Here is a 20,362-nt window from a genome sequence, read left to right on the forward strand (position 1 = left end):
CCTCCTCCTCACCCCCCCCCCCCCACCCCCCCCCCCCCCTCCCCCCCTCCCCCCCCCCCCCCCCCCCCCCCCCCCCCCCCCCCCCCCCCCCCCCCCCCCCCCCCCCCGCCACGTTCACCGTGCGGGGGGCAGCAGGTGACCGAGAGGTCCGAGATCGAGGTTGAGGTCTTCGAGGCGGTATCCGTGCTCGGCGCACAGGTCGCTAATGCGCTCGTGCAGGGCGAGGAGGGTGGCTCCGAGTTCCTCTTCCTGTGCGTCGGTGAGATCGCCCGAGTCGACGCGGCGCAGGGCCTGGCGTTCGATCAGCTGGCGCAGGAGCTCCACGACGGTGAGGACGAGCTTGAGCAGGTCCTCACCGACCGTCTCGGGATCGGTGCGCATGCGGTGGGCCGGGAGGCTGGGCCCGCCGGGAGTCTCCGGCGGGGCCTGTACCAGCCGGAAGGCCTGGGCGAGGTCAGCGCCGACGTCTCCCAGGTCGCGTCGCCGCGCTTGGGGGGTGCGAGGAGTGCGATCGTCGTTCATGGCCGGTCACCCGAGGCGAAGGGGTCGTCGGTGGCGGTGACAGAGGTGATGAGTGCGCGCAGGGAGATGCGTACGAGATCGATGTCCGCGATGGTCAGCACGATGTCTCCGGTGATGACCACCCCACCGGCCAGGAGCCGGTCGAGAAGGTCCACGAGGGCGATCTGCCGACCTGGCAGGGGTTCGTCGCGTTCCGCGCGCGTCATGATCGTGCGCCGGGGAAGTCCGTCTCGGTGGGCTGGTCCGTGGGCGCGGCCCTGGGCGGGGCGGGCTGGTCCGTGGGCTGTTCCCTGGCCGGGAGCGGTGGCTGGGCCGCGAGCGTGGCGAAGGAGTACGGCGCCCACGGACCGGTGACTTCGATGCGGATGCCTGGCAGGTCCTGGCCGGCCTCCTGGAGAGCGATGCGGAAGTCCTCGGTCTGATCGTCGGGGACGAGATAGGAGTCGTTGAGGACGTTCTCACCGTCCTCGCGGCGGGTGAGCGGTCCGGTCTGCGGGGGGTGACGGACGGTCTGGGTGGCGTGCCGCGCCGCCGCGGCGGCGATACGGTCCGCCGCCTGCCTCGTTTGCAGATAGCGGTCCTCCCTGGCACGGCGTTGGGCCCGGCGGGCTTGCAGATAGGCCTTCCCGGGGCTCGGCTCTGCAGCAGCGGGGGAGCCGGCGGGCTGAGCGCAGCTACCCGCGGGCGCGTCGGACGACTCTGCCTCGGGGACCACGTAGATCTTGACTCCGTACTCGGTGTGGCGGTTCAGGAGTGCCAGCCGGGCCGCGAAGGCGTCTTGCTGCTCGCGCAGGGCCTCCAGGGCGCGGTCGTCGTTCTGGTAGAGGGTCGCCAGCCGCAGGGGCAGGACGACCGTGTCCTCCATCAGGACCTGAACGACATGGTGATGGGCCCTGGCGGTCTCCTCGAGCCAGGCGAGGTCTTCGAAGCGGGACCTGATGGCCTCCTCCCCCCACTCGTCAGCGGGGACCCGACTGATGACGAAGGTCGGGCCGGACGGAAAGGTACTTGGGGAGAGCAAGGTGACCGGCGCGTCGCCTACGCCGCGCAGGTCGGCCGGCAGTCCGTCGAGCCACGGGCCGGCGGCGGCCACGGCATAGACGTAGGTGAGGCTCGGCCCGCCGGTCATGGTGCGGGCCTTTGCCGCCTGGCGGCGCGGGGTCGCGTCGCCTCGTCGCGCTCGGGGCTCTCGCGGGGTCGCGTCGTCTCGTCGCGCTCGGGGCTCTCCTCCGTGAGCGGCCGGCCTTCGAGGCGGTCGCGGCGCAGGGCATCCAGCTCGGCGCGCAGGCGGCGGTTCTCTTCCGCCAGGGGGCCGCCGCTGTGGCGGGAGGACAACGAGGGGTCGTGCTCCCACCAATCGATGCCCATCTCCTTGGCCTTGTCCACGGACGCGATCAGAATCCGCAGCTTGATCGTCAGCAGCTCGATGTCGAGGAGGTTGATGCGGATGTCTCCGGCGATCACGATGCCCTTGTCCAGGACGCGTTCGAGGATGTCCGCCAGGCTCGCCGATGAGGACGGCGGGTACGAAGCCGATGCCGCCCGGGACGGCAAGGGGGCGATCCGGTGGGCAAGCGGGTCAGTCACGGTTCGCGGCCTCCTCGGTCACGTACGGCCTTGTCGGAAGCTCGCGATCTCGTCGAGCCGGTCGAGGAGTTCGTCCTCCTGGCGGTCGAATTCGGCCTGGTCGATCTCCCCGTCCCGTAGTTCGCGTTCGAGCTCGGCCAGGGCCGAGTAGACGGGCGAGGGGTCGTAGTACTCCTGCTCGGCCTGGTCCAGAGCCTGCTGCGCCGCCCACGTCACCAGTCGCATGGGGAGCAGTGGCGCGCCCAGCAGTTTGGTCAGCATCCCCATCTCTCCTCCTCGTCGCGCCCTTCGTGCCGAGCCCGGTCGCCCGGCCAGTGCCCGGCTTCCCGCCCGGCCGGCCCTCCCCCGTTGCTCGTCCAGCTCTCCCCCGCTCCCCGTCCGGCCTTCCGGCCCGCCCGGCCAGGCATCGGTCCGGCTACACGAAGCTGTAGGGCGGCATCGGTCCGTTGAAGCGGAACTCGACGCCCTCGACCCGCTCGGTGAGCCGGGCCTCTGCCTGGAGGAAGTCGTGTTGGGCGTCGTCTCGGACCAGGAGCGAGAGGTTGAGGAGGTCGCCGTCGGCCGGAGCGTGGGCACGGTGATCCTCCGCGAGGGAGACCAGCGGCTGGGCCAGTTCGGCGGCCAGGGATTCCTGCCTCGCCTGCACTTCGGCGGCGACGATCTCCCCCAGCTCCAGCGGTAGCCGCGGGTCGGCGTCGCCGCCCCGGATCCGGTCGTTGAGCGATCGCGCCCGGTCCGAGTCCTGGAGGATCTCCCGCAGGAGGGTGTCCTGGTCCCGAGAGGCCCTCACGTGGAATTCGGCGCAGCCCCGCAGCCGCACCAGTGCGTCCAGGTAGGCATCCGCACGCTCCTGGAGCACCTGCGCGACCGCCTGATCATCGGGGGCTGTGTATCCGAACTGCAGCGGCAGCACCGATCCGTCGGCCATGAGCCGTTCCTGCACCTCCTGGTGGGCGGCCAGGTCTCGGCGCTTGGGCCGTATCTCCTCCTCGACGTCCGAGACGACCGCGCGCAGCTGCCCGGCCGTGATGGCACGCACCGGAGCGGGTTCGGCCCCGACGCCGGTCAGCCCGTCCAGGCGGCACGGATGCGTGGCATGGGTGATGGAGTACACGTAGAGAGGCATCGTCTACTCCCTCTCTCGGCGCGCGGGGCGCCGCGCAGGCCGTCGGCGGCGGGGAGCCTCTTCCTCTTCCGGTTCCTCTTCCGACTCTTCCTCCTCGTCGGACGTGCCGCCGGTGAGCGACTGGGTCACAGCGTCCACGACGCCGCTGATGGCTCCCTTGGACTTGCCGGCAGCCCCGCTCTCCACCGCGTTTCCGACGACGTCGGTCAACTGAGCGGGGGCCTTCCGGCCAGATTCCAGGTCGAGACGGTTGCAGGCTTCGGCGAAGCGCAGATAGGTGTCGACACTGGCCACGACGATCCGTGCGTCGATCTTCAGGATCTCGATGCCGACGAGAGAGACCCGGACGAACACATCGATCACGAGACCGCGGTCAAGGATCAGCTCCAGGACGTCATAGAGGCTCGTGCCTCCACCGGCACTTCTGCTGACGTTGCTTCCGCCCTGCGGCACCACGGTCATGGCCGCTTCCCTCCCTGGGGCCGACCCGGTCAGGTCGGCCGGTCGATCATGCCCCTGCTGTAGCGCCGGGTCCGCTCGTACGAGATCAGCTCGCCTTCCTCGCCGAGGACGACCTTGTAGCTGGCCAGGATGCTGGTGGTGTCCGGGATCCGCTCCACCTCGACCACCTCGACCTGAGCCTCCCAGCCGTCCTCGCTCGGCCGCAGGGAAGAAACCGACTCCGGGACGCGCCCCAGCAGCGCCGACAGCTGCTCCACCGCCGCGCGGATCGCCGCTGCCGCGCCCGTCGCCCCACGCCGCGCAGCTGCCCTGGGCGCGGGTGTCTTACGGGCGGGAGCCTTGCGCGCGGCGGGCTTCCGAGGTTGCCCGTCAGCGCGTACGTCGCTGTCCTGAGCCTCCTCCTGGTCTGCCGGAGCGCGCCGGCTGCGGGCCGGTTTCTCTGCGGCCATGGACCTGCTCCCCTCGCGAACTGATCCGTACGCCTGCCCCGCGAGATCGCCAGCAAACGCATCAATTCGTATGACATTTCTATTTTCGGCACCTTCCGCGCATATCTGGCACCAGGACGAGCAGTCCAGTGGTGAGGTGAAAGCGGTGTATGGCCGCCGGGCCATTGGCGAGCCGCCAGGAGAAGGGAAGGGCCCATGGAGGACACGACCAAGATCGCCCTGGCGGCCGCGGTCGCCGGAGGCTAGGTACTGGGCCGGGCGAAGAAGGGACGCCTCGCCTTCAGCCTGATCACCTACGCCGCGGGGCGCCGTCTCGGCCTGGATCCGAAGGAGATCGCGACGCAGGGCCTGAAGAAGCTGAGCGAGATGCCGCAGGTGGCAGAGCTCGGAGAGCAGATCAAGGGAGAGGCGCTCGACGCCGGACGCAAGGCCCTGGTAGCGACCGCGAACCGCCGGATGGCCGATCTCGCCGACTCGCTCCGCGAACACACCCTCGCCCTGGGCAGGGGCGACGAGGAGTCCGAGGAGGAAGAGGAGTACGAGGACGAGGAAGGCGGCTACGAGGAGGAGCCCGAAGACGGCGAGGAGCCGTATGAGGACGAGGAGGGACCTGAGGAGGACGAGGATCTCGGCCCCGAAGAATCCTCCGCCGAGGAAGAAGAGGAGAAGGAAGACGAAGAGGAGGGCGAGGGGGACGAGGAGGAGGAAGAGGAAGCACCACCACCTCGGCGCCGACCCGCCCGCCGCCCCGCTTCCACAGCTTCGTCCAAGGCGGCCCAGGGCCGTGCCCCGGCCCGCAAGGCGACCCCCGCGAAGAAGACGGCCGCCACGAAGAGGACGGCCGCCGCGAAGAGGACCTCAAGCACCGCATCGAGTACTTCCGCCCGCAAGGCAGGCGCCGGGGCGACAGAGAAGCGCACATCGAGCGCGGCAAAGCGCAGCTCCTCAGCCAAACCGGCCCCCGCCGCGAAGAAGACGGCCGCCAAGAAGACGGCTTCGAAGCCGGCCGCGAAGAAGACACCGGCCAAGAAGACGGCCGCGAAGAAGACCACGGCCAAGCGGACGACGGCGGCAGGCGCCGGGCGCGCTCCCGCGTCGAAACGGGCGGCGAAGAAGACCACCACGGCCAAGACGGCCCGCCGCAAGTCGACCACGGGGAGGTAGGCCATGGCCACCCAACATGCGGCCGGCGGTACCCGCTCCGGGTTCGACCGGCTCATGGACGAAGCGTCCGCGTATCTGGCGACGCAGGCGGACCGCGTCGCCGACAAGGCAGTGGACAAGCTGGGCGAAGTGACCGACGGGCTCTACGACGTCGCGGAGAACGGCGGCGGTCTCGGCGATCTCGGCGGCCGCCTGCTCAAGGGGGGACTCCCCTGTGAAGGCCGTGCTCGGGCATACGTTCGGCGAACTGAAGGACAAGGTCAAGGACTCGGGACTGCTCGGCGGCAAGAAGAAGGGCCGCAAGGCCGGTGCCAAGGCCATGAACATCATCGAGGCCATCGACGTGGGTGTGCCGCTGCGCACCGCCTACGACCACTGGACTCAGTACGAGAACTTCAGCAGCTTCGCCAAGGGCGTCCGGCAAGTCTCACAAGGTGATGAGACGACCAGCGACTGGAAGGTCAAGGTCGGCCCGTCCACCCGCAACTGGAAAGCCACCGTCCAGGAACAGATACCTGACGAGCGAATCGTCTGGACGTCCGACGGGCCCAAGGGGTCGACGCGCGGCTGCGTCAGCTTCCACGAACTCGCCCCCTCCCTCACGCGCATCCTCCTGGTCGTCGAGTACTACCCGGCCGGGCTCTTCGAGAAGACCGGCAACCTGTGGCGCGCCCAGGGCCGGCGCATGCGCCTGGACCTGAAGAACTTCGGCCGCTTCGTCACCCTCACCACGGAGGAGCCGGAGGGCTGGCGCGGGGAGATCGCGGACGGCGAGGTCGTCGTCACCCACGAGGAGGCCGTCGAGGAGGAGGGGTCCGAAGGCGACGAGGAGTCGACGGAGGAAGGCTGGGAGGAAGAGGGTGAAGAGCCTGAGGAGGAGTACTCCGGCGAGGAGGACGAAGGGGCTGGGGAGTACGAAGAGGACGGAGAGGACGCAGAGGACGGAGAGTACGAGGAAGACGCCTACGACGAAGAGGAGCCCGCCCCGACAGGGCGTCGACGCTGAGTCAGCGGATCGATCCTCACGCGTGTGGCCGCGCCGGCGCTGCGCGGCCACAGCCGTTCCCGCCCGCCGAGGGGCACGGGGGCACCGAGGGGCACGGGGAGGGTCATGGAGAGGCCGACGGCCAGAGCCGTCGGCCTTCTCAGTGCCGCCCTCGGTCAGTGCTTGAGGGTGTCCTTCCCCTTCTGCACGGTCTGCTTGGCATCTGCTGCGACCTGCTCGGCGCGGCCCTTCGCCTCAAGGCTCTCGTTGCCGACGGCCTTGCCGGTGACCTCCTTGGTCTTGCCCTTGACGGTCTTGCCCATGTTCTTGACCTTCTTGCCTGTGGCCATCCCAGTCGCCTCCAAAGGAACTACCGGTCCGCTACCCGCAGATCCCGGAAAAACACACTGAAACCGCGCGGCGATCACGCTGATGGCAGTCGATGACCTGAGCGCCGGGTCAGGCGTGCCCCGGACGCACGTACCGTCCAGGGCAAGGCCGTCAACGGAGCCCTGACCCCCGAACCGCCCGCGCCCGCGAGGAGCTCGCCGAACGGCCGGTCTCCCGCCGGGTGAACAGCAGCGTGCCGCGGCCACACGCGGGCACACCCGGTGACGGGTGGGACCGGTCGGCTCGTGCGCTCGAGCACCGGCCGCGCCGGGGCTGGAGCGGCTGGCTCGTCCTCCTCGCCGCCGGAGCGGCTTTGGAGCCGCCGCTCGCCCCGACCGGCGTCCCTCTCCACCAGGCCCTGCCGGCCGCCCCCGGCACCGCCAGCCCACCCGCGCCCGGCACACGGTGGCCCGGCTGCGCGGCTCGTCGGCCGGGGGCCGGGTCCGCTGAGGGCTGGTTACCACTGGCCGCGCCGACGCCTCCACGCCCGCGCTGTGGGGCAACACCGGCAAGGGAGTTCACTCTTTCGAGGGTTGGACCCATCCGCCGGGCGAGGGCTGCCGAATGCAGCAACGTGAGCAGCCTCCGCAGCAAACTCGTCCGCGCCGCACTCGGCGCGCTGGCTGGACTCCTGGCCGCGTTCACGGCGTTGGCAGTGGCCGAGCTGGTGGCCGGACTGGTCCGGCCCGCGGCCGGGCCGGTGACTGTGGTGGGCGAAGCGGTGATCGACCGGACGCCTGCCGCGGTGAAGGACTTCGCGATCCGCACGTTCGGAGAGGACGACAAGATCGTTCTCCAGCTGGGCATCCTCGCGGTTCTCGCGCTCATCGCCATCGGTCTCGGCGTCCTCGCCCTGTCGTACCGTCGCGCCGGTGCCGCGGGGGTGTTGCTGTTCGGGATCGTCGGCGCCGCCGCGGCTCTCAGCCGTCCGGACTCCACCGGCGCCGGAGACGTACTGCCCTCGATCGCCGGAGCGGTCGCGGGAGCTGTCGCCCTGTACGTGCTGGCGACCGCAGCCGCCCCCGTTCCCACCCCTGACGGTCCGGAGGGTCAGACGGCCCCCGGGGCGTGGAACCGTCGCGGGTTCCTCACCGCGGCCGGTGTGACCGCCGTCGCCGCTACCTCGGCCGGCGCACTGGGCCGCTACTTCACCGGCCGGCAAGGCCAAGGCGCCGTCGCCTCCCGCGAGGACCTGGTCCTGCCCGAGCCCTCCTCCCCGGCCCCCGCCGTCCCGGCCGGTGTCCAGCTGAAGGTGCCGGGCATCACGGCCTTCACCACCCCCAACTCCGACTTCTACCGCGTCGACACCGCCCTGACCGTGCCCAAGGTCGACGCCGGCACCTGGCGGTTGCGGATCCACGGGAAGGGCGTCGCCCGCCCCCGCACCTACACCCTCGACCAGCTCCTCGCCCGCCCGCTCATCGAGCGCGACATCACCTTGACCTGCGTCTCCAACGAGGTCGGCGGCCCCTACATCGGCAACGCCCGCTGGCTCGGCGTACCCCTCGCCGGCCTCCTCGAGGAAGCCGGCGTCCGGCCGCCGTCGAAGGGCGGCCCGGCGGATCAGCTGGTGGCCCGCTCCGTGGACGGCATGACGCTCGGATCGCCCGTCGAGGATCTGATGGACGGCCGGGACGCCATCCTGGCGGTCGGTATGAACGGCGAGCCGCTCCCCTTCGACCACGGCTTCCCCGTCCGCATGCTCGTCCCCGGCCTCTACGGCTACGTCTCGGCCTGCAAGTGGATCGAGGACATCGAACTCACCACCTTCGACGCCTACGACCCCTACTGGGTCAAGCGCACATGGGCACGCCGCGCGCCCATCAAGACCCAGGCCCGTATCGACACTCCCAAGCCCTTCGCCCGCCCCGCCGCCGGCACCGTCACCATCGCCGGTGTCGCCTGGGCCCAGCGCCGCGGCATCACCCGCGTCCAGATCCGCGTCGACGACAGCCCCTGGCAGGACGCGGACCTCGCCGCCCAGGTCGGCGTCGACACCTGGCGCCAGTGGTCCTACCGCTGGAACGCCACCCCCGGCGGACACACCATCACCGTCCGCGCCACCGACGGCACCGGCCAGGTCCAGACCGAACAGCGCACCCGGACCATCCCCGACGGAGCGAGCGGCTGGCACAGCGTCTTCGTCACCGTCCCCTAGACCACCCGGACGGCCGCAAGGCACTCACCGGGCAGCACAACCAACCACCTCCATCCCCAGAGAAATTCCCAAGGAGCAACTGGTCATGAACAGCATGAAGATCCGCCGCACCGCGATCGCCGTCGTCGCCGCAGCCACGCTGCCCTTCTCCCTGGCCGCGTGCTCCGACTCCGGCAGCGACACCAAGGCCGCCCCGAGCGCGGGCGCCGAGAACGGTGCGAAGACCAGCGAGAGCACCCCCGCAGGCGACAACATGACCGACGACCAGCCTTTCGGCCCGGCCTGCGCCGGGGTGCCGAAGGAGGGCGCGGGCTCCTTCGACGGCATGGCCAAGGACCCGGTCGCCACCGCCGCGTCGAACAACCCGGCCCTGTCCACCCTCGTGACCGCCGTCAAGCAGGCCGGACTCGTCGACACCCTCAACAACGCCGAGAACATCACCGTCTTCGCCCCGACCAACGACGCCTTCGCCAAGATCCCGAAGGCCGACCTCGACAAGGTCCTCGCCGACAAGGCCACCCTCACCAAGATCCTCACCTACCACGTCGTCGGCCAGAAGCTCGCCCCCGAGCAGCTGGAGAACGGCAGCTTCGAGACCCTCCAGAAGGGCATGATCACGACCACCGGCTCCGGCGAGAACTACACCGTCAACGACGTCTCCAAGGTCGTCTGCGGCAACGTGAAGACCGCCAACGCCAACGTCTACATCGTCGACACCGTCCTCATGCCCAAGTAGCCCATCGCACACGGTCCGCACACCACGGTGGCCCTGCACTCTCCCTCCGCGGGAGGGTGCAGGGCCACTGGCATGGCATGGCATGACGGCGGCATGGTCGATGTGGTGACTTCACCCGTCCGTGTAACGTGCGGTACATTCGGGCACCGGGTAGGCCGTTTCTGTAGCGATGGGCGGCCGGACGGCCCGAGACCACGGACGCTCGCCGGAGCCGGCGCTGCGGGTAGGAGGGACCGACATGGGCGGCACACTGGCCGACGAGATCCGCAGTCGACTCGGGGAGCTCAGCCCTGCCGAGCGCAAGGTCGCGCGGGTCCTGCTGGCCGGATATCCCGCGGCGATCTTCGAGACGGTCGCCACGATCGCGGAGCGCGCCTCCGTGTCCGCCCCCACCGTGCTCCGCTGTGCTTCCCGGCTCGGCTACCGCGGCTTCCCCGACCTGCAGGCGGCCCTGCGTGCCGAGCTCGAGGCGCGGCACGCCTCACCGATCACCCTGTACGAGAGCGCGGGTTCGGCGAAGGCGCAGGAGCCGTCCGCCGGGCAAGGAGGCGACGACGGCGAGCCGGTCGCGGGGCAGTCGCTCACTCTCGTACAGCAGGCCCTGTCCCAGACCTTCCGTGAGGTCTCCCCCCATGAGTTCGGCCTCGCGGTCAAGCTCCTGAGCGACCCGCGCCGTCGGATCCACCTCACCGGCGGGCGCTTCACCCACCTGCTCGCGGAGTATCTGGGGCTCCACCTGATGCAGTTCCGCGATCAGGTCGCCTTCGTCCCGGAGCGGGACGTCGAGCGGGCGGCGTTCCTGACACAGCTGGCGCGCCGCGACGTGACGGTCATCTTCGACTACCGGCGCTACGAGGCCGACAAGGCGGTCATCGCGGAGCTGGCGCGGGAACGCGGCGGGAAGGTGATCGTCTTCACCGATCCGTGGCTGTCCCCGAGCGCCAGCCACGCCGACGTCGTTCTCACCAGCCAGGTGAACTCCGCCTCCCCCTACGACAGTCTCACGCCCACCCTCGCGCTCATCGAGTCCCTCGTCGCCTCCACCCTGGGCGAGCTGGGCTCCGAGGCGCACCAGCGGATGAAGGACGCCGAGGCCGTCGCGCGGCGCACCGGGCTGCTGTGAGGGAGGCGGTCCGGCATCAGTCGAGAGCTCCGTTGACCGTGGCCCTCGGGATCGCGATGTTCGGGACCTCGTACTTGTCGAGGATCTTCCGGTAGGAGCCGTCGTCCATCAGCGACTGCAGCGCGGCCCGCACCGCTTCCTTGAGGCCGGCCTGGTCCTTGGATATCCCGATCCCCATGGGTGACGCGCTGTACTCGCCGACGGCGGCTCGGCCCGTCACCGTGGAGAAGGCGTTGCCGCCGTCCGCTGTGGAGGCGACGTACGCGGCGGTGACCTCGTCCAGGTAGTCGGCGACGACCTTGCCGCTGCGCAGGGCGAGTTGGGCCTCGGAGTCCTTCGAGAAGGTGAGGATACGGATGGGCGGGAGGCCCTTCGCCTCGCAGAGCCGCTGACGCTGCTGCAGGAGCTTCTGGTGGTTGGTGCCCGTCTGCACGCCGACCGGCTTCCCGCACACGTCGGTGACGACGGTGATCCCGGCCGGATTGCCCTTGGCGACCAGCCAGCCGGGCCCCGCGTTGAGGTAGTCGACGAAGTCGACGGACTTCTGCCGCGCCTTCTTGTCGGTCATCGCGGACATCACGGCGTCGAACTTGCCGGCCTGGACGGCGGGGAGGATGCCGTCGAACTTCTGCGCCTTGAAGTCGAACCGCACGCCGAGCCGGGCGCCGATGGCCTGCCCGAGGTCGTAGTCGATGCCGGTGATCTGCTTGCTGCCCTCGTTCGCGTACATCTCGAAGGGCGGGTAGGGGATGTCCGTGGCCACGCGTACCGTGTTCGTGGTCCGGATGCTCTCGGGGAGCATCGCGTGGAGCCTCGGGTCGGGCTCGACCGTGAGGTCCGGCAGTACGGCGACGGGGCCGGCCGTCGGCCGGGAGTCGGCGGTGGTGGTGCCGGTGGTGCAGGCGGACACGGCCAGGGCGGCGACCGCGGTGAGGACGACGGCTTGAGTGACGTGCGAGCGCATGACGGTTCTTCCTTCGGTGGGCGTGGGGTTACCTGGGCGTGATGCTGATCCTCATCCCGATCAGCGTCTGCGCGGTGGCGCCGTCACCGGTCCAGGCGGAGAAGCCTCCGACCTTGCCGAAGGTGACGTCGAAGCGCGGGCCGGACTCGAAGGTGGTGGCGGTCGCGGTGTTCTGCGCGCGGGTCGAGGCGAGCGCGCGGGCGGTGGTGCGGAAGGAGTAGGGGGTGCCGTCCGGGTTGGCGGAGGAGTAGAAGACGTCGGTGTTGGCGGGCACCGGGGTCGTGCTCACGGGGTGCAGGGGCCGCTTGCCCGGTGCGGGCCGGGGGGCCCAGGTACGGGCGTCGTACTGGTCGTGGTCGGTGAGGTAGGTGTAGCGGGCGCCGCGCAGGGTCCAGCCGGCGGCGGACGTGTGCGCGCGGGCGCCGCGCAGGTCGAGGACGGCGACGCCGTTGGGCCCGAGCACGGTGAGGTGCTCGCGCGGGGTGCCGGGATCGTCGACGACCAGGGCGGTGTTCTCCTCAAGAGCGTAGACGCGGTCGTGCCCGGTGTCCGCGGCGAGGCGCAGCGCCCGTCCTTCGCGGCCGTAGGCTCCGGTGTGGGTGTCGATGAGTCCGGAGCGCAGAAAGCCGAAGCCTCCCTCGGGGATGTAGGCGAGCCGGGCCGGGTCCTCGTAGTAGCCGGGGGCGCTGCCGTCGCGGAGGCCCTCGTAGGATTCGCCGCCACTGACCATGTCGGCGCCGGAGGCGATCTGCGCGCCGGCGGAGGAGCCGGAGACGACGGCGCCGTGGGCGAGCTTGGCGCGGATGGCGGCGAGGACCTTGGAGTCGGTGTGCCGGTCGCCGTGCAGGAGGGTGGTGAGGTAGCGGTACTGGTCGCCACCGCCGAAGAAGAAGCCGCTCATGGAGTTGATCCGGGCGACGACGGCGTCGGAGTCGGCGTTCGCGACGTGGTCGATGTCGAGGGGGATCCACTGGGCGTCCGCGGCGCCGTGGCGCTTGAAGAGGTCGGCGTAGTAGGCGCCGTTGCAGGCTGAGTTGCTGCACCGTTCGGGGTCGCCCGCGTGGGGGTCCTGGCTTTCGGGGACGGACGCGGCGGTGATGACGCCGATGCGGGCGGCAGGGCCGCCGGCCCGCTTGATGATCTCCCCGTACACCTGCTTGTTGTCGTCCTTCAGACCGCCGCCGACGAGGACCAGGGAGCCGTGCGGCTGCCGCGGGCGCTCGCTCAGGGCGTGCGCCGTGGGAGCGGTGGCGAGGAGGGCGAGGGCGATGCTGCCCGCGAGGACGGTGCGGCGTGGCGTGCCGGAATGTGCGCGCATGGGGCTCTCCATGGGTGAGGTGGTGGGGTGACGGGGCCCGTCGGCCGGCTTCGGGCCCGGTCGCCTCCGGCATCGCGCGGGGAGGCGGCGCCGGAGGGACTGCGGGGTCAGGCGGAGTTGCGCGCGTCGCCGAGCGAGGCGACCAGATCGGCGAGCAGCGCGATGCGGTGCGGGACGCTGGAGACGTCGAGCCATTCCTGCGGGCTGTGGTCGGCGCCCCCGATGGGGCCCAGGCCGTCCAGGATGGGTACGCCCATGCCGGCGATCAGGTTGGCGTCGCCCACTCCCCCGGTGGCCGCGGCGCCGAGCGAGACGCCGACGGCGGAGGCGGCCCGGCAGGCGTGGTCGAGCATGCGGCGCGAGACGGGGGTGTCCTCCATCGGAGGGCACAGGTCGAGCTGCTCGACCTCGACCGTGGTGCCGGGCACCACGGGGTGGTCGGCGATTTCCTGGATGGCCCGGGTGACGCGCCGTACGTCGGCTGTCGTGGCGGCCCTGACCTCGATGCGCAGTTCGGCCTCGGGGCAGACGATGTTCGCCCTGGTCCCGGCGCGTACCACGCCGACGTTGACGGTGACGTCGTCCCAGTGCCCGTTGAGGGCCTGGATCCGCACGACGAGGTGGGCCGCGGTCAGTGCGGCGTTCGCTCCGCGCTCCGGTTCGATCCCGGCGTGGGCGGCGCGCCCCGAGACCGTGAGGCGGAAGTCGGCCACGCCCTTGCGGGCGATGACGAGGTCACCGTTCTCCCGGGCGCATTCGAGGCCGAGCCCGTAGTGCATGCCGCGGGCTGTCTCCTCGATGAGCTCCCGGCTGGCGGGCGAGCCTATCTCCTCGTCTGGTGTGGCGAGGAGGACGAGTTCGTCGTAGGTGTCCACTCCGTGCTGGTGGAGGAGTTCCAGGGCCGTGAGGCCTGCGAGCAGGCCTCCCTTGTCGTCGCTGACCCCGGGGCCGTTGGCGATGCTTCCGGTCAGACCGAAGGGACGCGCGGCCGCGGTCCCCTCCTCGAAGACGGTGTCCATGTGGCCGGCGAGGAGGATCCGCTGGCCGCCGTCGGACCCCGCGAGGGCGCCCTTCTTACGGGCGACGAGGGCGTCACCCGCCTGGAAGCCCTGGCGCCCCGGCGGAAAGGTCACGCGCTCGACGGCGAATCCGATGCCGATGAGCCGGCTCTGGACCCAGTCGGCGACCCGGTTGACTCCGTGGGGCGTGTACGAGCCGGAGTCTATGGAGACGAGCTCTTCGAGGTCGTGCAGGTAGCGGGCCTGGAGGGAGCGGGCGCCGTCGAGGAGTTCCGCGGCGAGCCGCCGGCGCGGAGGCGCGCTCACAGGACCTTGGACAGGAAGGCGCGAGTGCGTTCCTGCTCCGGTTCGACGAGGACCTGGCGCGGATCGCCGGCCTCGACGACGACTCCTTCGTCCATGAAGACGGCTGTGTCGCCGACCTCCCGGGCGAAGCCGATCTCGTGGGTGACGACGACCATGGTCATGCCGCCGGCCGCCAGCTGCCGCATGACGTCCAGGACGTCTCCGACGAGCTCGGGGTCGAGAGCGGAGGTCGGCTCGTCGAAGAGCATCAGCTTGGGCTTCATGGCCAGCGCCCGGGCGATGGCGACCCGCTGCTGCTGGCCGCCGGAGAGCTGGGCGGGGTAGTGGTGGGCACGGTCGCCGAGTCCGACCTGCTCCAGGAGGGCGTGGGCCTGCTCGCGGGAGTCGGCCTTGGACACGCCGCCGACCTTCACGGGTGCCTCGGTGACGTTCTCCAGGGCGGTCATGTGGGGGAAGAGGTTGAACCGCTGGAAGACCATGCCGATGTCGCGGCGGCGTTCGGCGACCTCGCGTTCCCGGAGTTCGTGGAGCTGGTCGCCGTGCTGGCGGTAGCCGACGAGTTGCCCGTCGACGGTGAGCTTGCCGCCGTCGACCTTCTCCAGGTGGTTGATGCAGCGCAGGAAGGTGGACTTGCCCGAGCCGGAGGGCCCCAGGAGGCAGCAGACCTGCCCCCGTTCGACGGTGAGGTCGATGCCCTTGAGGACTTCGAGCTTCCCGAAGTGCTTGCGGACACCTTCGGCGCGCACCATGGGGGTGCTCATCGGTTGTGCTCCTTGTTCTTCTTGCCGAGCCGCTCCACGGTTCCGCCGAGCAGGCGGCGGAACGGCGAGACGTGTCCGGCGCGGGTGGTGCCGCGTCCGTAGCGTCGTTCCAGCCATGCCTGGGGCACGCTGAGGAGGGTGACGAGGGCCAGGTACCAGATGCTGGCCACGATCAGCATGGGGATGACCTGGTAGTTCTGGGCGTAGACGTCCTGGATGTTGGACATCAGGTCGTGGGCGGAGATGACCGAGACCAGTGCGGTCATCTTGAGCATGTTGATGGTCTCGTTGCCCATCGGCGGGATGATCACGCGCATCGCCTGGGGCAGCACGATCCGGCGCATGGTGAGCGCGGGGCGCATGCCGAGCGAGTGCGCGGCCTCGGCCTGGCCGGGGTCGACGGACTGGATGCCGGCGCGGACGATCTCGGAGGCGTAGGCGGCTTCGTTCAGCCCGAGGGCGAGGAGGGCCGCGATCGCCGGGGTCAGCAGGGTGTTGGTCTCGGCCTGGAAGAAGGTGACGTCGGTGAAGGGGATGCCGATCTTCACGTACTTGTAGAGTGCCGCCGCGTATCCCCAGAAGATGATCTGCACGAGCAGGGGGGTGCCGCGGAAGACCCAGACGAAGGCGTTCGCCAGGCCGTACAGCACGGGGCTGGCCGACAGGCGCATGACGGCGATCAGCGTGCCCAGGCCCAGGCCCAGGAGCATGGCGGCGGCGGTCAGCCAGAGCGTGGTGGTCAGACCGTCGAAGATGAGGTCGGCGAAGAGGTAGTCGCCGACGACGTCCCAGTGCAGGTTGTCGTTCTTCGCCAGCGAGCCGATCAGGCCCACCAGCGCCATGAGCGAGGCGACGGCAGCGATCCACCTGCCGTAGTCACGGACGGGAACGATCTCCAGATCACGCGTGTTCGTCGCGCCGGTGGTCGTGCGGTCGGTGGGAGACTCGGTGTCGATCATGCTCAGTCCACCGACGCGTTCTTGGTGGCTTCCCCCACGAGAATGGAGCCGACGCCGTACTTGTTGTAGATCCGCAGGAGGGTGCCCTCGTCGATGAGGGACTGCAGCGCCTTCTGGATCGCGTCCGTCAGCTCGGGCAGCTGCTTGCTGATCGCGATGCCGTTGGGAGTGGCGTCGTAGCCGCCGGGCGCGGCCGGGTCCTCCACCAGGTCGAAGGCCTTGCCGGCGTCGGCGGTCTTGGCGACCCAGCCGGCGGCGGGCTTCGTCAGGACCTGGGCGACGACCTTTCCTGAGCGCAGGGCGAGCTGGGCGTCGGAGTCCTTGGGGAAGGTCTGGATGTCGATCTTCCCCCTACCCGCCTTTCCGCAGGCGTCCTGATGGGCCTTCAGCAGGTCGAGCTGATGGGTCGCGGCCTGGACGGCGACCTTCTTGCCGCACAGGTCGTCGAGCGTGCCGATCTTGCCGGGGTTGCCATCGGCGACCAGAAGGCCGGAACCGGACTGCGAGTAGTCGACGAAGTCGACGACCTTCTGGCGGTCCTTGTTGTCGGTGATGGCGGACATCGCCACGTCGAACTTGCCGGCCTGGATGGCCGGGACGATCCCGTCGAACTTCTGCGGCGTGAAGGCGAAGGTGACGCCGAGCTTCGCGCCGAGCGCTTGGCCCAGGTCGTAGTCCAGGCCGGTGAGGGCGCTCTCGCCCTCCTTCACGAACATCTCGAACGGCGGGTAGGGCACATCGGTCGCCACCCGGACGGTACCGGCTTTCTTGACCTTGGCCGGAAGCAGGTCGTGGAGCGCCTGATCCTTCTTGATCTCCACGCCGGCGACGACGACCTTTCCGCCGACTGCCGCGGCGGTGTCGTCACCACCTCCGCAGGCGGAGAGCGTGGCGAGGGTCGTGGCCGCCAGGGCGGTGGCTACGACGCGGTGGGCAAGGCGAGCGTTCATCGCGGTGGAACCTCTCAACGGGGAACTCTGCCGACGGATTCCAGCCGTCAGCCGCACGCCAGTGACGTTACAGATCAATCCGTTGATTGCCTAGATGTACTTCACATTACGTTCACGTAACGCGGCCGCTTCCTCGCCTTTACATGGCTCCTTACTGCGGATTCGTCGCTCACGAACGGCCATGACTGAGCAAAGTCGCCATACATCTTCCCGTCAGACGCGATGACTTGTAAGTTCCGCTACCAATCTCATCGACTCTCGGCCAAGCGACATCCAGCCGACCGACGAGACACCCTTTCCCCTGCCCCAGGAGCCCCCATGTCGTCACGCCTGTCCCTCGGCACCACCGCCGCGACGGTCGCGCTGCTGTCGGTCGCCATCACGCTCACCGCCCAGGAGCCCGTCCACGCCAGCGCGAACAGAATCCGTCTCGGCAGCACCTCGGACACCAGCCGGACGTCCTGGAACGGGCCGGCCTTCACCATGAACGGCGCCGGAGCCGTCATCCCCGCCTCCATGAGCCGGGCCGTCAGCGACATCACCGGCGGCACGGGAACGATGGACGTGGTCGTACTCGCGGGCTCGGCGCCGACTTCGGGAAGCGCGACGCCCGAGTGCGACACGGTCATGACCCTGACGGGCGTGAACTCCTGTACGACCTGGACGCTCACCGCCGCCAACGACGGCAACAACAGCCAGGTCAACGCCGACGTGCGCAACGCCGAGTTCGTCTACTTCGCCGGCGGCGACCAGTGCAAGTACTCCGCGTGGAAGGGCACCGCGCTGGAGGCCTCCGTCGAGTCGGTCGTCGCCAAGGGCGGCGGTTCCGGCGGCGGGAGCGCCGGCCACCACATCAACAGCCCCATCGTCTACGACGCCTGCAACGGCAGCGTCACCAGCGCCGAGGCGCTCGCCAACCCCTACGACCGGTACATCAGCTTCACCACCGGCATGTTCCAGTGGCCGAACTACGCAGGCGTCGTCAACGACTCCCACTTCGTGACCCGTGACCGGATGGGCCGCACCATGTCCTTCCTCGCCCGTGCGGTGAAGGACGGTCTCGCCCCCGGCGGCGCGGCCTGGGGCGTCGGCGTCGAGGAGGGCGGTGGCTCGCTGTACCTCGACCGCAACGGCATGGCCACGCAGTACGGCAAGGACGCCTACGTCGTCCTCGCCGACCACCAGCCCGAGCAGGCCGTCGACCGCAAGCCCCTCACGTACTCCGGCTTCAAGATCTGGCGCCTGACGCCGGGTTCGACCTTCGACTTCAAGAACCGGCCCACCTGCGGCTACTACCTCCGCAGCGTGAACAACGGCGTCGCCGACGCCAACCTCTACACCGGCACCCCCCAGACGAACTGCGGCAGCCAGGGCGGCGGCGGCACGCTGACGGAGACCGAGCCGAACGACACCCGGGACTCCGCCAACGACGCCACGACGCTCGCGTCGCCCGGCACCGTCACGGGATCCATGAAGTCCACGACCGACCGCGACTACTTCAAGGTCAGCCTGAACTCCGGCCAGACCGCCTCGGTGAACTGCGCCGTACCCAGCGCCTACGACGCCGACCTGTACTGGCTCGACTCGACCGGCAGCACCCTCGAACGCTCCGTCAACAACGGCGCGGGCTCTGACGAGTCGATCTCGTTCACCCGCACCTCCGCGGGCGCCGGCACGTACTACCTCGAACTGGAGGCATACGCCGGCTCGGGAACCGCCTCCTACAGCTGCGGCGTGACCAAGGGCTGACCCCTCCGCACTCCACGAGGACGCACGGTGGCACTGACCGGCAGTCGACTGCCGGTCAGTGCCACCGTTCCGCGCGGCGCGGGGCGGCGGGTCGCCGTGGACCTCCTTCCGCGTCGCCGGTCAGCAGGGATGGGCCAGGGTCCACGGGTCGAGGCGCGCTTCGAGCTCCTCCTCGGGGAGCAGTCCCCGCTGCCTGGCGAGTTCCCTCACGGACAGGCCGGTGTCGAGGCTCTCCCGCGCCAGCTCGGTCGCACGCTGGTAACCGATGACGGGATTGAGGGCCGTGGCGAGACTCGCGGAGCCTTCGACCAGCTCGCGGAGGTGCTGCTCGTTCGCCTCGATGCCCTGGACACACCGCTCGGCCAGCAGGCGGCTCGCCGCGTCGAGACGGTTCGCGGAGTTGAGCAGCAGGTGCGCGATCAGCGGCTCGAAGGCATTGAGCTGGAGCTGGCCGGCCTGGGCTGCCGCGCAGACGGAGGCGTCGACGCCGATCACCTCGAAGCACACCTGGTTCACGGCTTCCGGGATGACGGGATTGACCTTGCCGGGCATGATGCTGGAACCGGCCTGGAGGGCCGGCAGCCTGATCTCGCCCAGGCCCGCTCTGGGGCCGGAGCACAGCAGCCGCAGGTCGTTGCAGATCTTCGCCAGCCGGACCGCGTACTGCTTCAGCGCGCTGGAGAGCTGGAGGAAACCGCCCATGCCCTGCGTGGCCTCGACCAGGTCGCGGGCCGGGCGCACGGGGAGGCCGGTGATCGCGGCCAGGTGCGGTATCACCGCCTGGGCGAACCCCGCCTCCGCGTTGAGACCGGTCCCGATGGCCGTCCCGCCCAGATTGACCTCGAGCAGGACGCCCGAGGCCCGGGTGATCACTTCGGCGTCGTCCCGGACCGTGAGAGCGAATGTGTCGAACTCCTGCCCCAGGGTCATCGGCACCGCGTCCTGGAGCTGCGTCCTGCCGAGCTTCACCGTCTTCGCGAACGTGCCGCCGCGCTCCGTGAAGGCGCCGGCCAGCTCGCTCATGCCGTCGAGGAGCCGGCCCGCGGCCGCGTACAGGGCGAGCTTGACCGCGGTCGGGAAGGCGTCATTGGTGCTCTGCGAACGGTTGACGTCGTCGTTGGGGTGCAGGTGGCCGTAGGCTCCGCGCTCGCGGCCGAGCAGCTCCAGCGCGCGGTTCGCGATGACCTCGTTGGCGTTCATGTTCGCCGACGTGCCCGCCCCTCCCTGGAACACGTCGACCACGAACTGGTCATGGAGCCGCCCCTCGCGAATCTCCTGGCACGCCCGGATGACGGCGTCCGCTTGTTCCGAGGTGAGCACGCCGAGATCCCGGTGTGCCGCGGCGGCGGCCGCCTTGACCGCCGCGAGTGCCACCACCAGCTCGGGATGCGCCGACAGGGCGATGCCGGTGAGCGGGAAGTTGTCGCGGGCGCGCAGTGTGTGAATGCCGTAGTAGACGTCTTCCGGCACTAGGCGGTCACCGATCAGGTCGTGCTCTGTGCGCGGCGAACTCACTGTCGCGGCCTCCGGTCTCTCTGGGGCAGCCACCCTGCCCACCAGTACCAATCATTACACTCAAGCACTTCTCGGCGCCATATGGAATGCCCGTTACACGCACAGAGCGCCCGTCAGCC

General features: G+C 70.0%; 21 protein-coding genes and 1 pseudogene. 6 read left to right on the forward strand and 16 right to left on the reverse strand.

Annotation, left to right across the window (positions count from 1 at the left end):
- Nucleotides 1-114: 114 nt before the first annotated feature.
- From ACZ7G1_RS16485 to gvpO, 8 genes are all read right to left on the reverse strand, one after another.
- Complete coding sequence (locus tag ACZ7G1_RS16485; RefSeq protein ID WP_470877318.1) at nt 115-522, reverse strand: gas vesicle protein K; 408 nt, start codon at nt 520-522, stop codon at nt 115-117.
- The gene (locus tag ACZ7G1_RS16490; protein ID WP_470877317.1) at nt 519-728 is read right to left on the reverse strand and encodes a gas vesicle protein; all 210 of its coding nucleotides are present in this window, start codon (nt 726-728) and stop codon (nt 519-521) included. The genes ACZ7G1_RS16485 and ACZ7G1_RS16490 overlap by 4 nt, the downstream gene beginning before the upstream one ends.
- The gene (locus ACZ7G1_RS16495) at nt 725-1,651 is read right to left on the reverse strand and encodes a GvpL/GvpF family gas vesicle protein (protein WP_470877316.1); all 927 of its coding nucleotides are present in this window, start codon (nt 1,649-1,651) and stop codon (nt 725-727) included. Before ACZ7G1_RS16495 ends, ACZ7G1_RS16490 begins: the two co-directional genes overlap by 4 nt.
- Nucleotides 1,648-2,109, reverse strand: a complete 462-nt coding sequence (locus ACZ7G1_RS16500) for a gas vesicle protein (protein WP_470877315.1) — start codon at nt 2,107-2,109, stop codon at nt 1,648-1,650. The genes ACZ7G1_RS16495 and ACZ7G1_RS16500 overlap by 4 nt, the downstream gene beginning before the upstream one ends.
- Nucleotides 2,110-2,127: 18 nt before the next feature.
- Nucleotides 2,128-2,370, reverse strand: a complete 243-nt coding sequence (locus tag ACZ7G1_RS16505; protein WP_470877314.1) for a gas vesicle protein GvpG — start codon at nt 2,368-2,370, stop codon at nt 2,128-2,130.
- Between the two features lie 154 nt (nt 2,371-2,524).
- Complete coding sequence (locus ACZ7G1_RS16510; protein WP_470877313.1) at nt 2,525-3,235, reverse strand: GvpL/GvpF family gas vesicle protein; 711 nt, start codon at nt 3,233-3,235, stop codon at nt 2,525-2,527.
- A 3-nt stretch (nt 3,236-3,238) separates the two neighbouring features.
- Nucleotides 3,239-3,697 carry a gas vesicle protein GvpJ gene (gene gvpJ, locus ACZ7G1_RS16515; protein WP_470877312.1) on the reverse strand — a complete coding sequence of 153 codons (459 nt, stop codon included), beginning with the start codon at nt 3,695-3,697 and terminating at the stop codon, nt 3,239-3,241.
- 29 nt (nt 3,698-3,726) lie between these two features.
- Nucleotides 3,727-4,146 carry a gas vesicle protein GvpO gene (gvpO, locus tag ACZ7G1_RS16520; RefSeq protein ID WP_470877311.1) on the reverse strand — a complete coding sequence of 140 codons (420 nt, stop codon included), beginning with the start codon at nt 4,144-4,146 and terminating at the stop codon, nt 3,727-3,729.
- Nucleotides 4,147-4,512: 366 nt separating this feature from the next.
- On the opposite strand from gvpO, the gene ACZ7G1_RS16525 reads away from it, so the two are divergent.
- Together ACZ7G1_RS16525 and ACZ7G1_RS16530 are read left to right on the forward strand one after the other, a co-directional pair.
- Entirely contained in the window at nt 4,513-5,310 is a 798-nt protein-coding gene (locus ACZ7G1_RS16525) for a histone protein (RefSeq protein WP_470877310.1), read from the forward strand.
- Nucleotides 5,311-5,313: 3 nt separating this feature from the next.
- Nucleotides 5,314-6,316, forward strand: a pseudogene (locus ACZ7G1_RS16530) (SRPBCC family protein).
- 155 nt (nt 6,317-6,471) lie between these two features.
- Here ACZ7G1_RS16530 and ACZ7G1_RS16535 read toward each other — a convergent pair.
- Nucleotides 6,472-6,645 (reverse strand): CsbD family protein, encoded by a 174-nt coding sequence (locus tag ACZ7G1_RS16535; protein ID WP_470877309.1) that lies wholly within the window; start codon nt 6,643-6,645, stop codon nt 6,472-6,474.
- Nucleotides 6,646-7,259: 614 nt separating this feature from the next.
- Here ACZ7G1_RS16535 and ACZ7G1_RS16540 point away from each other — a divergent pair.
- The 3 genes from ACZ7G1_RS16540 (at nt 7,260) to ACZ7G1_RS16550 (ending at nt 10,702) form a co-directional block, all read left to right on the forward strand.
- A complete protein-coding gene (locus tag ACZ7G1_RS16540; protein ID WP_470877308.1) occupies nt 7,260-8,843 on the forward strand; it encodes a molybdopterin-dependent oxidoreductase in 1,584 nt (527 codons plus the stop codon).
- Nucleotides 8,844-8,928: 85 nt separating this feature from the next.
- Nucleotides 8,929-9,579, forward strand: coding sequence for a fasciclin domain-containing protein (locus tag ACZ7G1_RS16545; RefSeq protein WP_470877307.1), 651 nt, complete (start codon nt 8,929-8,931; stop codon nt 9,577-9,579).
- Between the two features lie 238 nt (nt 9,580-9,817).
- On the forward strand, nt 9,818-10,702 hold the full coding sequence (locus ACZ7G1_RS16550) for a MurR/RpiR family transcriptional regulator (protein ID WP_470877306.1): 885 nt from the start codon (nt 9,818-9,820) through the stop codon (nt 10,700-10,702).
- Between the two features lie 16 nt (nt 10,703-10,718).
- Here ACZ7G1_RS16550 and ACZ7G1_RS16555 read toward each other — a convergent pair whose 3' ends face one another.
- From ACZ7G1_RS16555 to ACZ7G1_RS16580, 6 genes are all read right to left on the reverse strand, one after another.
- Nucleotides 10,719-11,666 carry an ABC transporter substrate-binding protein gene (locus tag ACZ7G1_RS16555; RefSeq protein ID WP_470877305.1) on the reverse strand — a complete coding sequence of 316 codons (948 nt, stop codon included), beginning with the start codon at nt 11,664-11,666 and terminating at the stop codon, nt 10,719-10,721.
- 28 nt (nt 11,667-11,694) lie between these two features.
- Nucleotides 11,695-12,984 carry a cyanophycinase gene (locus ACZ7G1_RS16560; RefSeq protein WP_470877304.1) on the reverse strand — a complete coding sequence of 430 codons (1,290 nt, stop codon included), beginning with the start codon at nt 12,982-12,984 and terminating at the stop codon, nt 11,695-11,697.
- Between the two features lie 107 nt (nt 12,985-13,091).
- On the reverse strand, nt 13,092-14,309 hold the full coding sequence (locus ACZ7G1_RS16565) for a M20 family metallopeptidase (protein ID WP_470877303.1): 1,218 nt from the start codon (nt 14,307-14,309) through the stop codon (nt 13,092-13,094).
- Complete coding sequence (locus tag ACZ7G1_RS16570; RefSeq protein WP_470877328.1) at nt 14,306-15,058, reverse strand: amino acid ABC transporter ATP-binding protein; 753 nt, start codon at nt 15,056-15,058, stop codon at nt 14,306-14,308. The genes ACZ7G1_RS16565 and ACZ7G1_RS16570 overlap by 4 nt, the downstream gene beginning before the upstream one ends.
- Before the next feature lie 8 nt (nt 15,059-15,066).
- Nucleotides 15,067-16,029: an amino acid ABC transporter permease gene (locus ACZ7G1_RS16575; RefSeq protein ID WP_470877302.1), complete on the reverse strand. Its 963-nt coding sequence runs from the start codon at nt 16,027-16,029 to the stop codon at nt 15,067-15,069.
- A 2-nt stretch (nt 16,030-16,031) separates the two neighbouring features.
- The gene (locus tag ACZ7G1_RS16580; protein WP_470877301.1) at nt 16,032-16,979 is read right to left on the reverse strand and encodes an ABC transporter substrate-binding protein; all 948 of its coding nucleotides are present in this window, start codon (nt 16,977-16,979) and stop codon (nt 16,032-16,034) included.
- 318 nt (nt 16,980-17,297) lie between these two features.
- Between ACZ7G1_RS16580 and ACZ7G1_RS16585 the strand changes: the two genes are divergently transcribed.
- Nucleotides 17,298-18,728 carry a pre-peptidase C-terminal domain-containing protein gene (locus ACZ7G1_RS16585; RefSeq protein WP_470877300.1) on the forward strand — a complete coding sequence of 477 codons (1,431 nt, stop codon included), beginning with the start codon at nt 17,298-17,300 and terminating at the stop codon, nt 18,726-18,728.
- A 120-nt stretch (nt 18,729-18,848) separates the two neighbouring features.
- Here the strand turns inward: ACZ7G1_RS16585 and ACZ7G1_RS16590 are convergent, their stop codons facing one another.
- Nucleotides 18,849-20,243, reverse strand: coding sequence for an aspartate ammonia-lyase (locus ACZ7G1_RS16590; RefSeq protein ID WP_470877299.1), 1,395 nt, complete (start codon nt 20,241-20,243; stop codon nt 18,849-18,851).
- Nucleotides 20,244-20,362 lie beyond the last annotated feature (119 nt).

Source organism: Streptomyces sp. NPDC037273 (genome assembly GCF_055603625.1).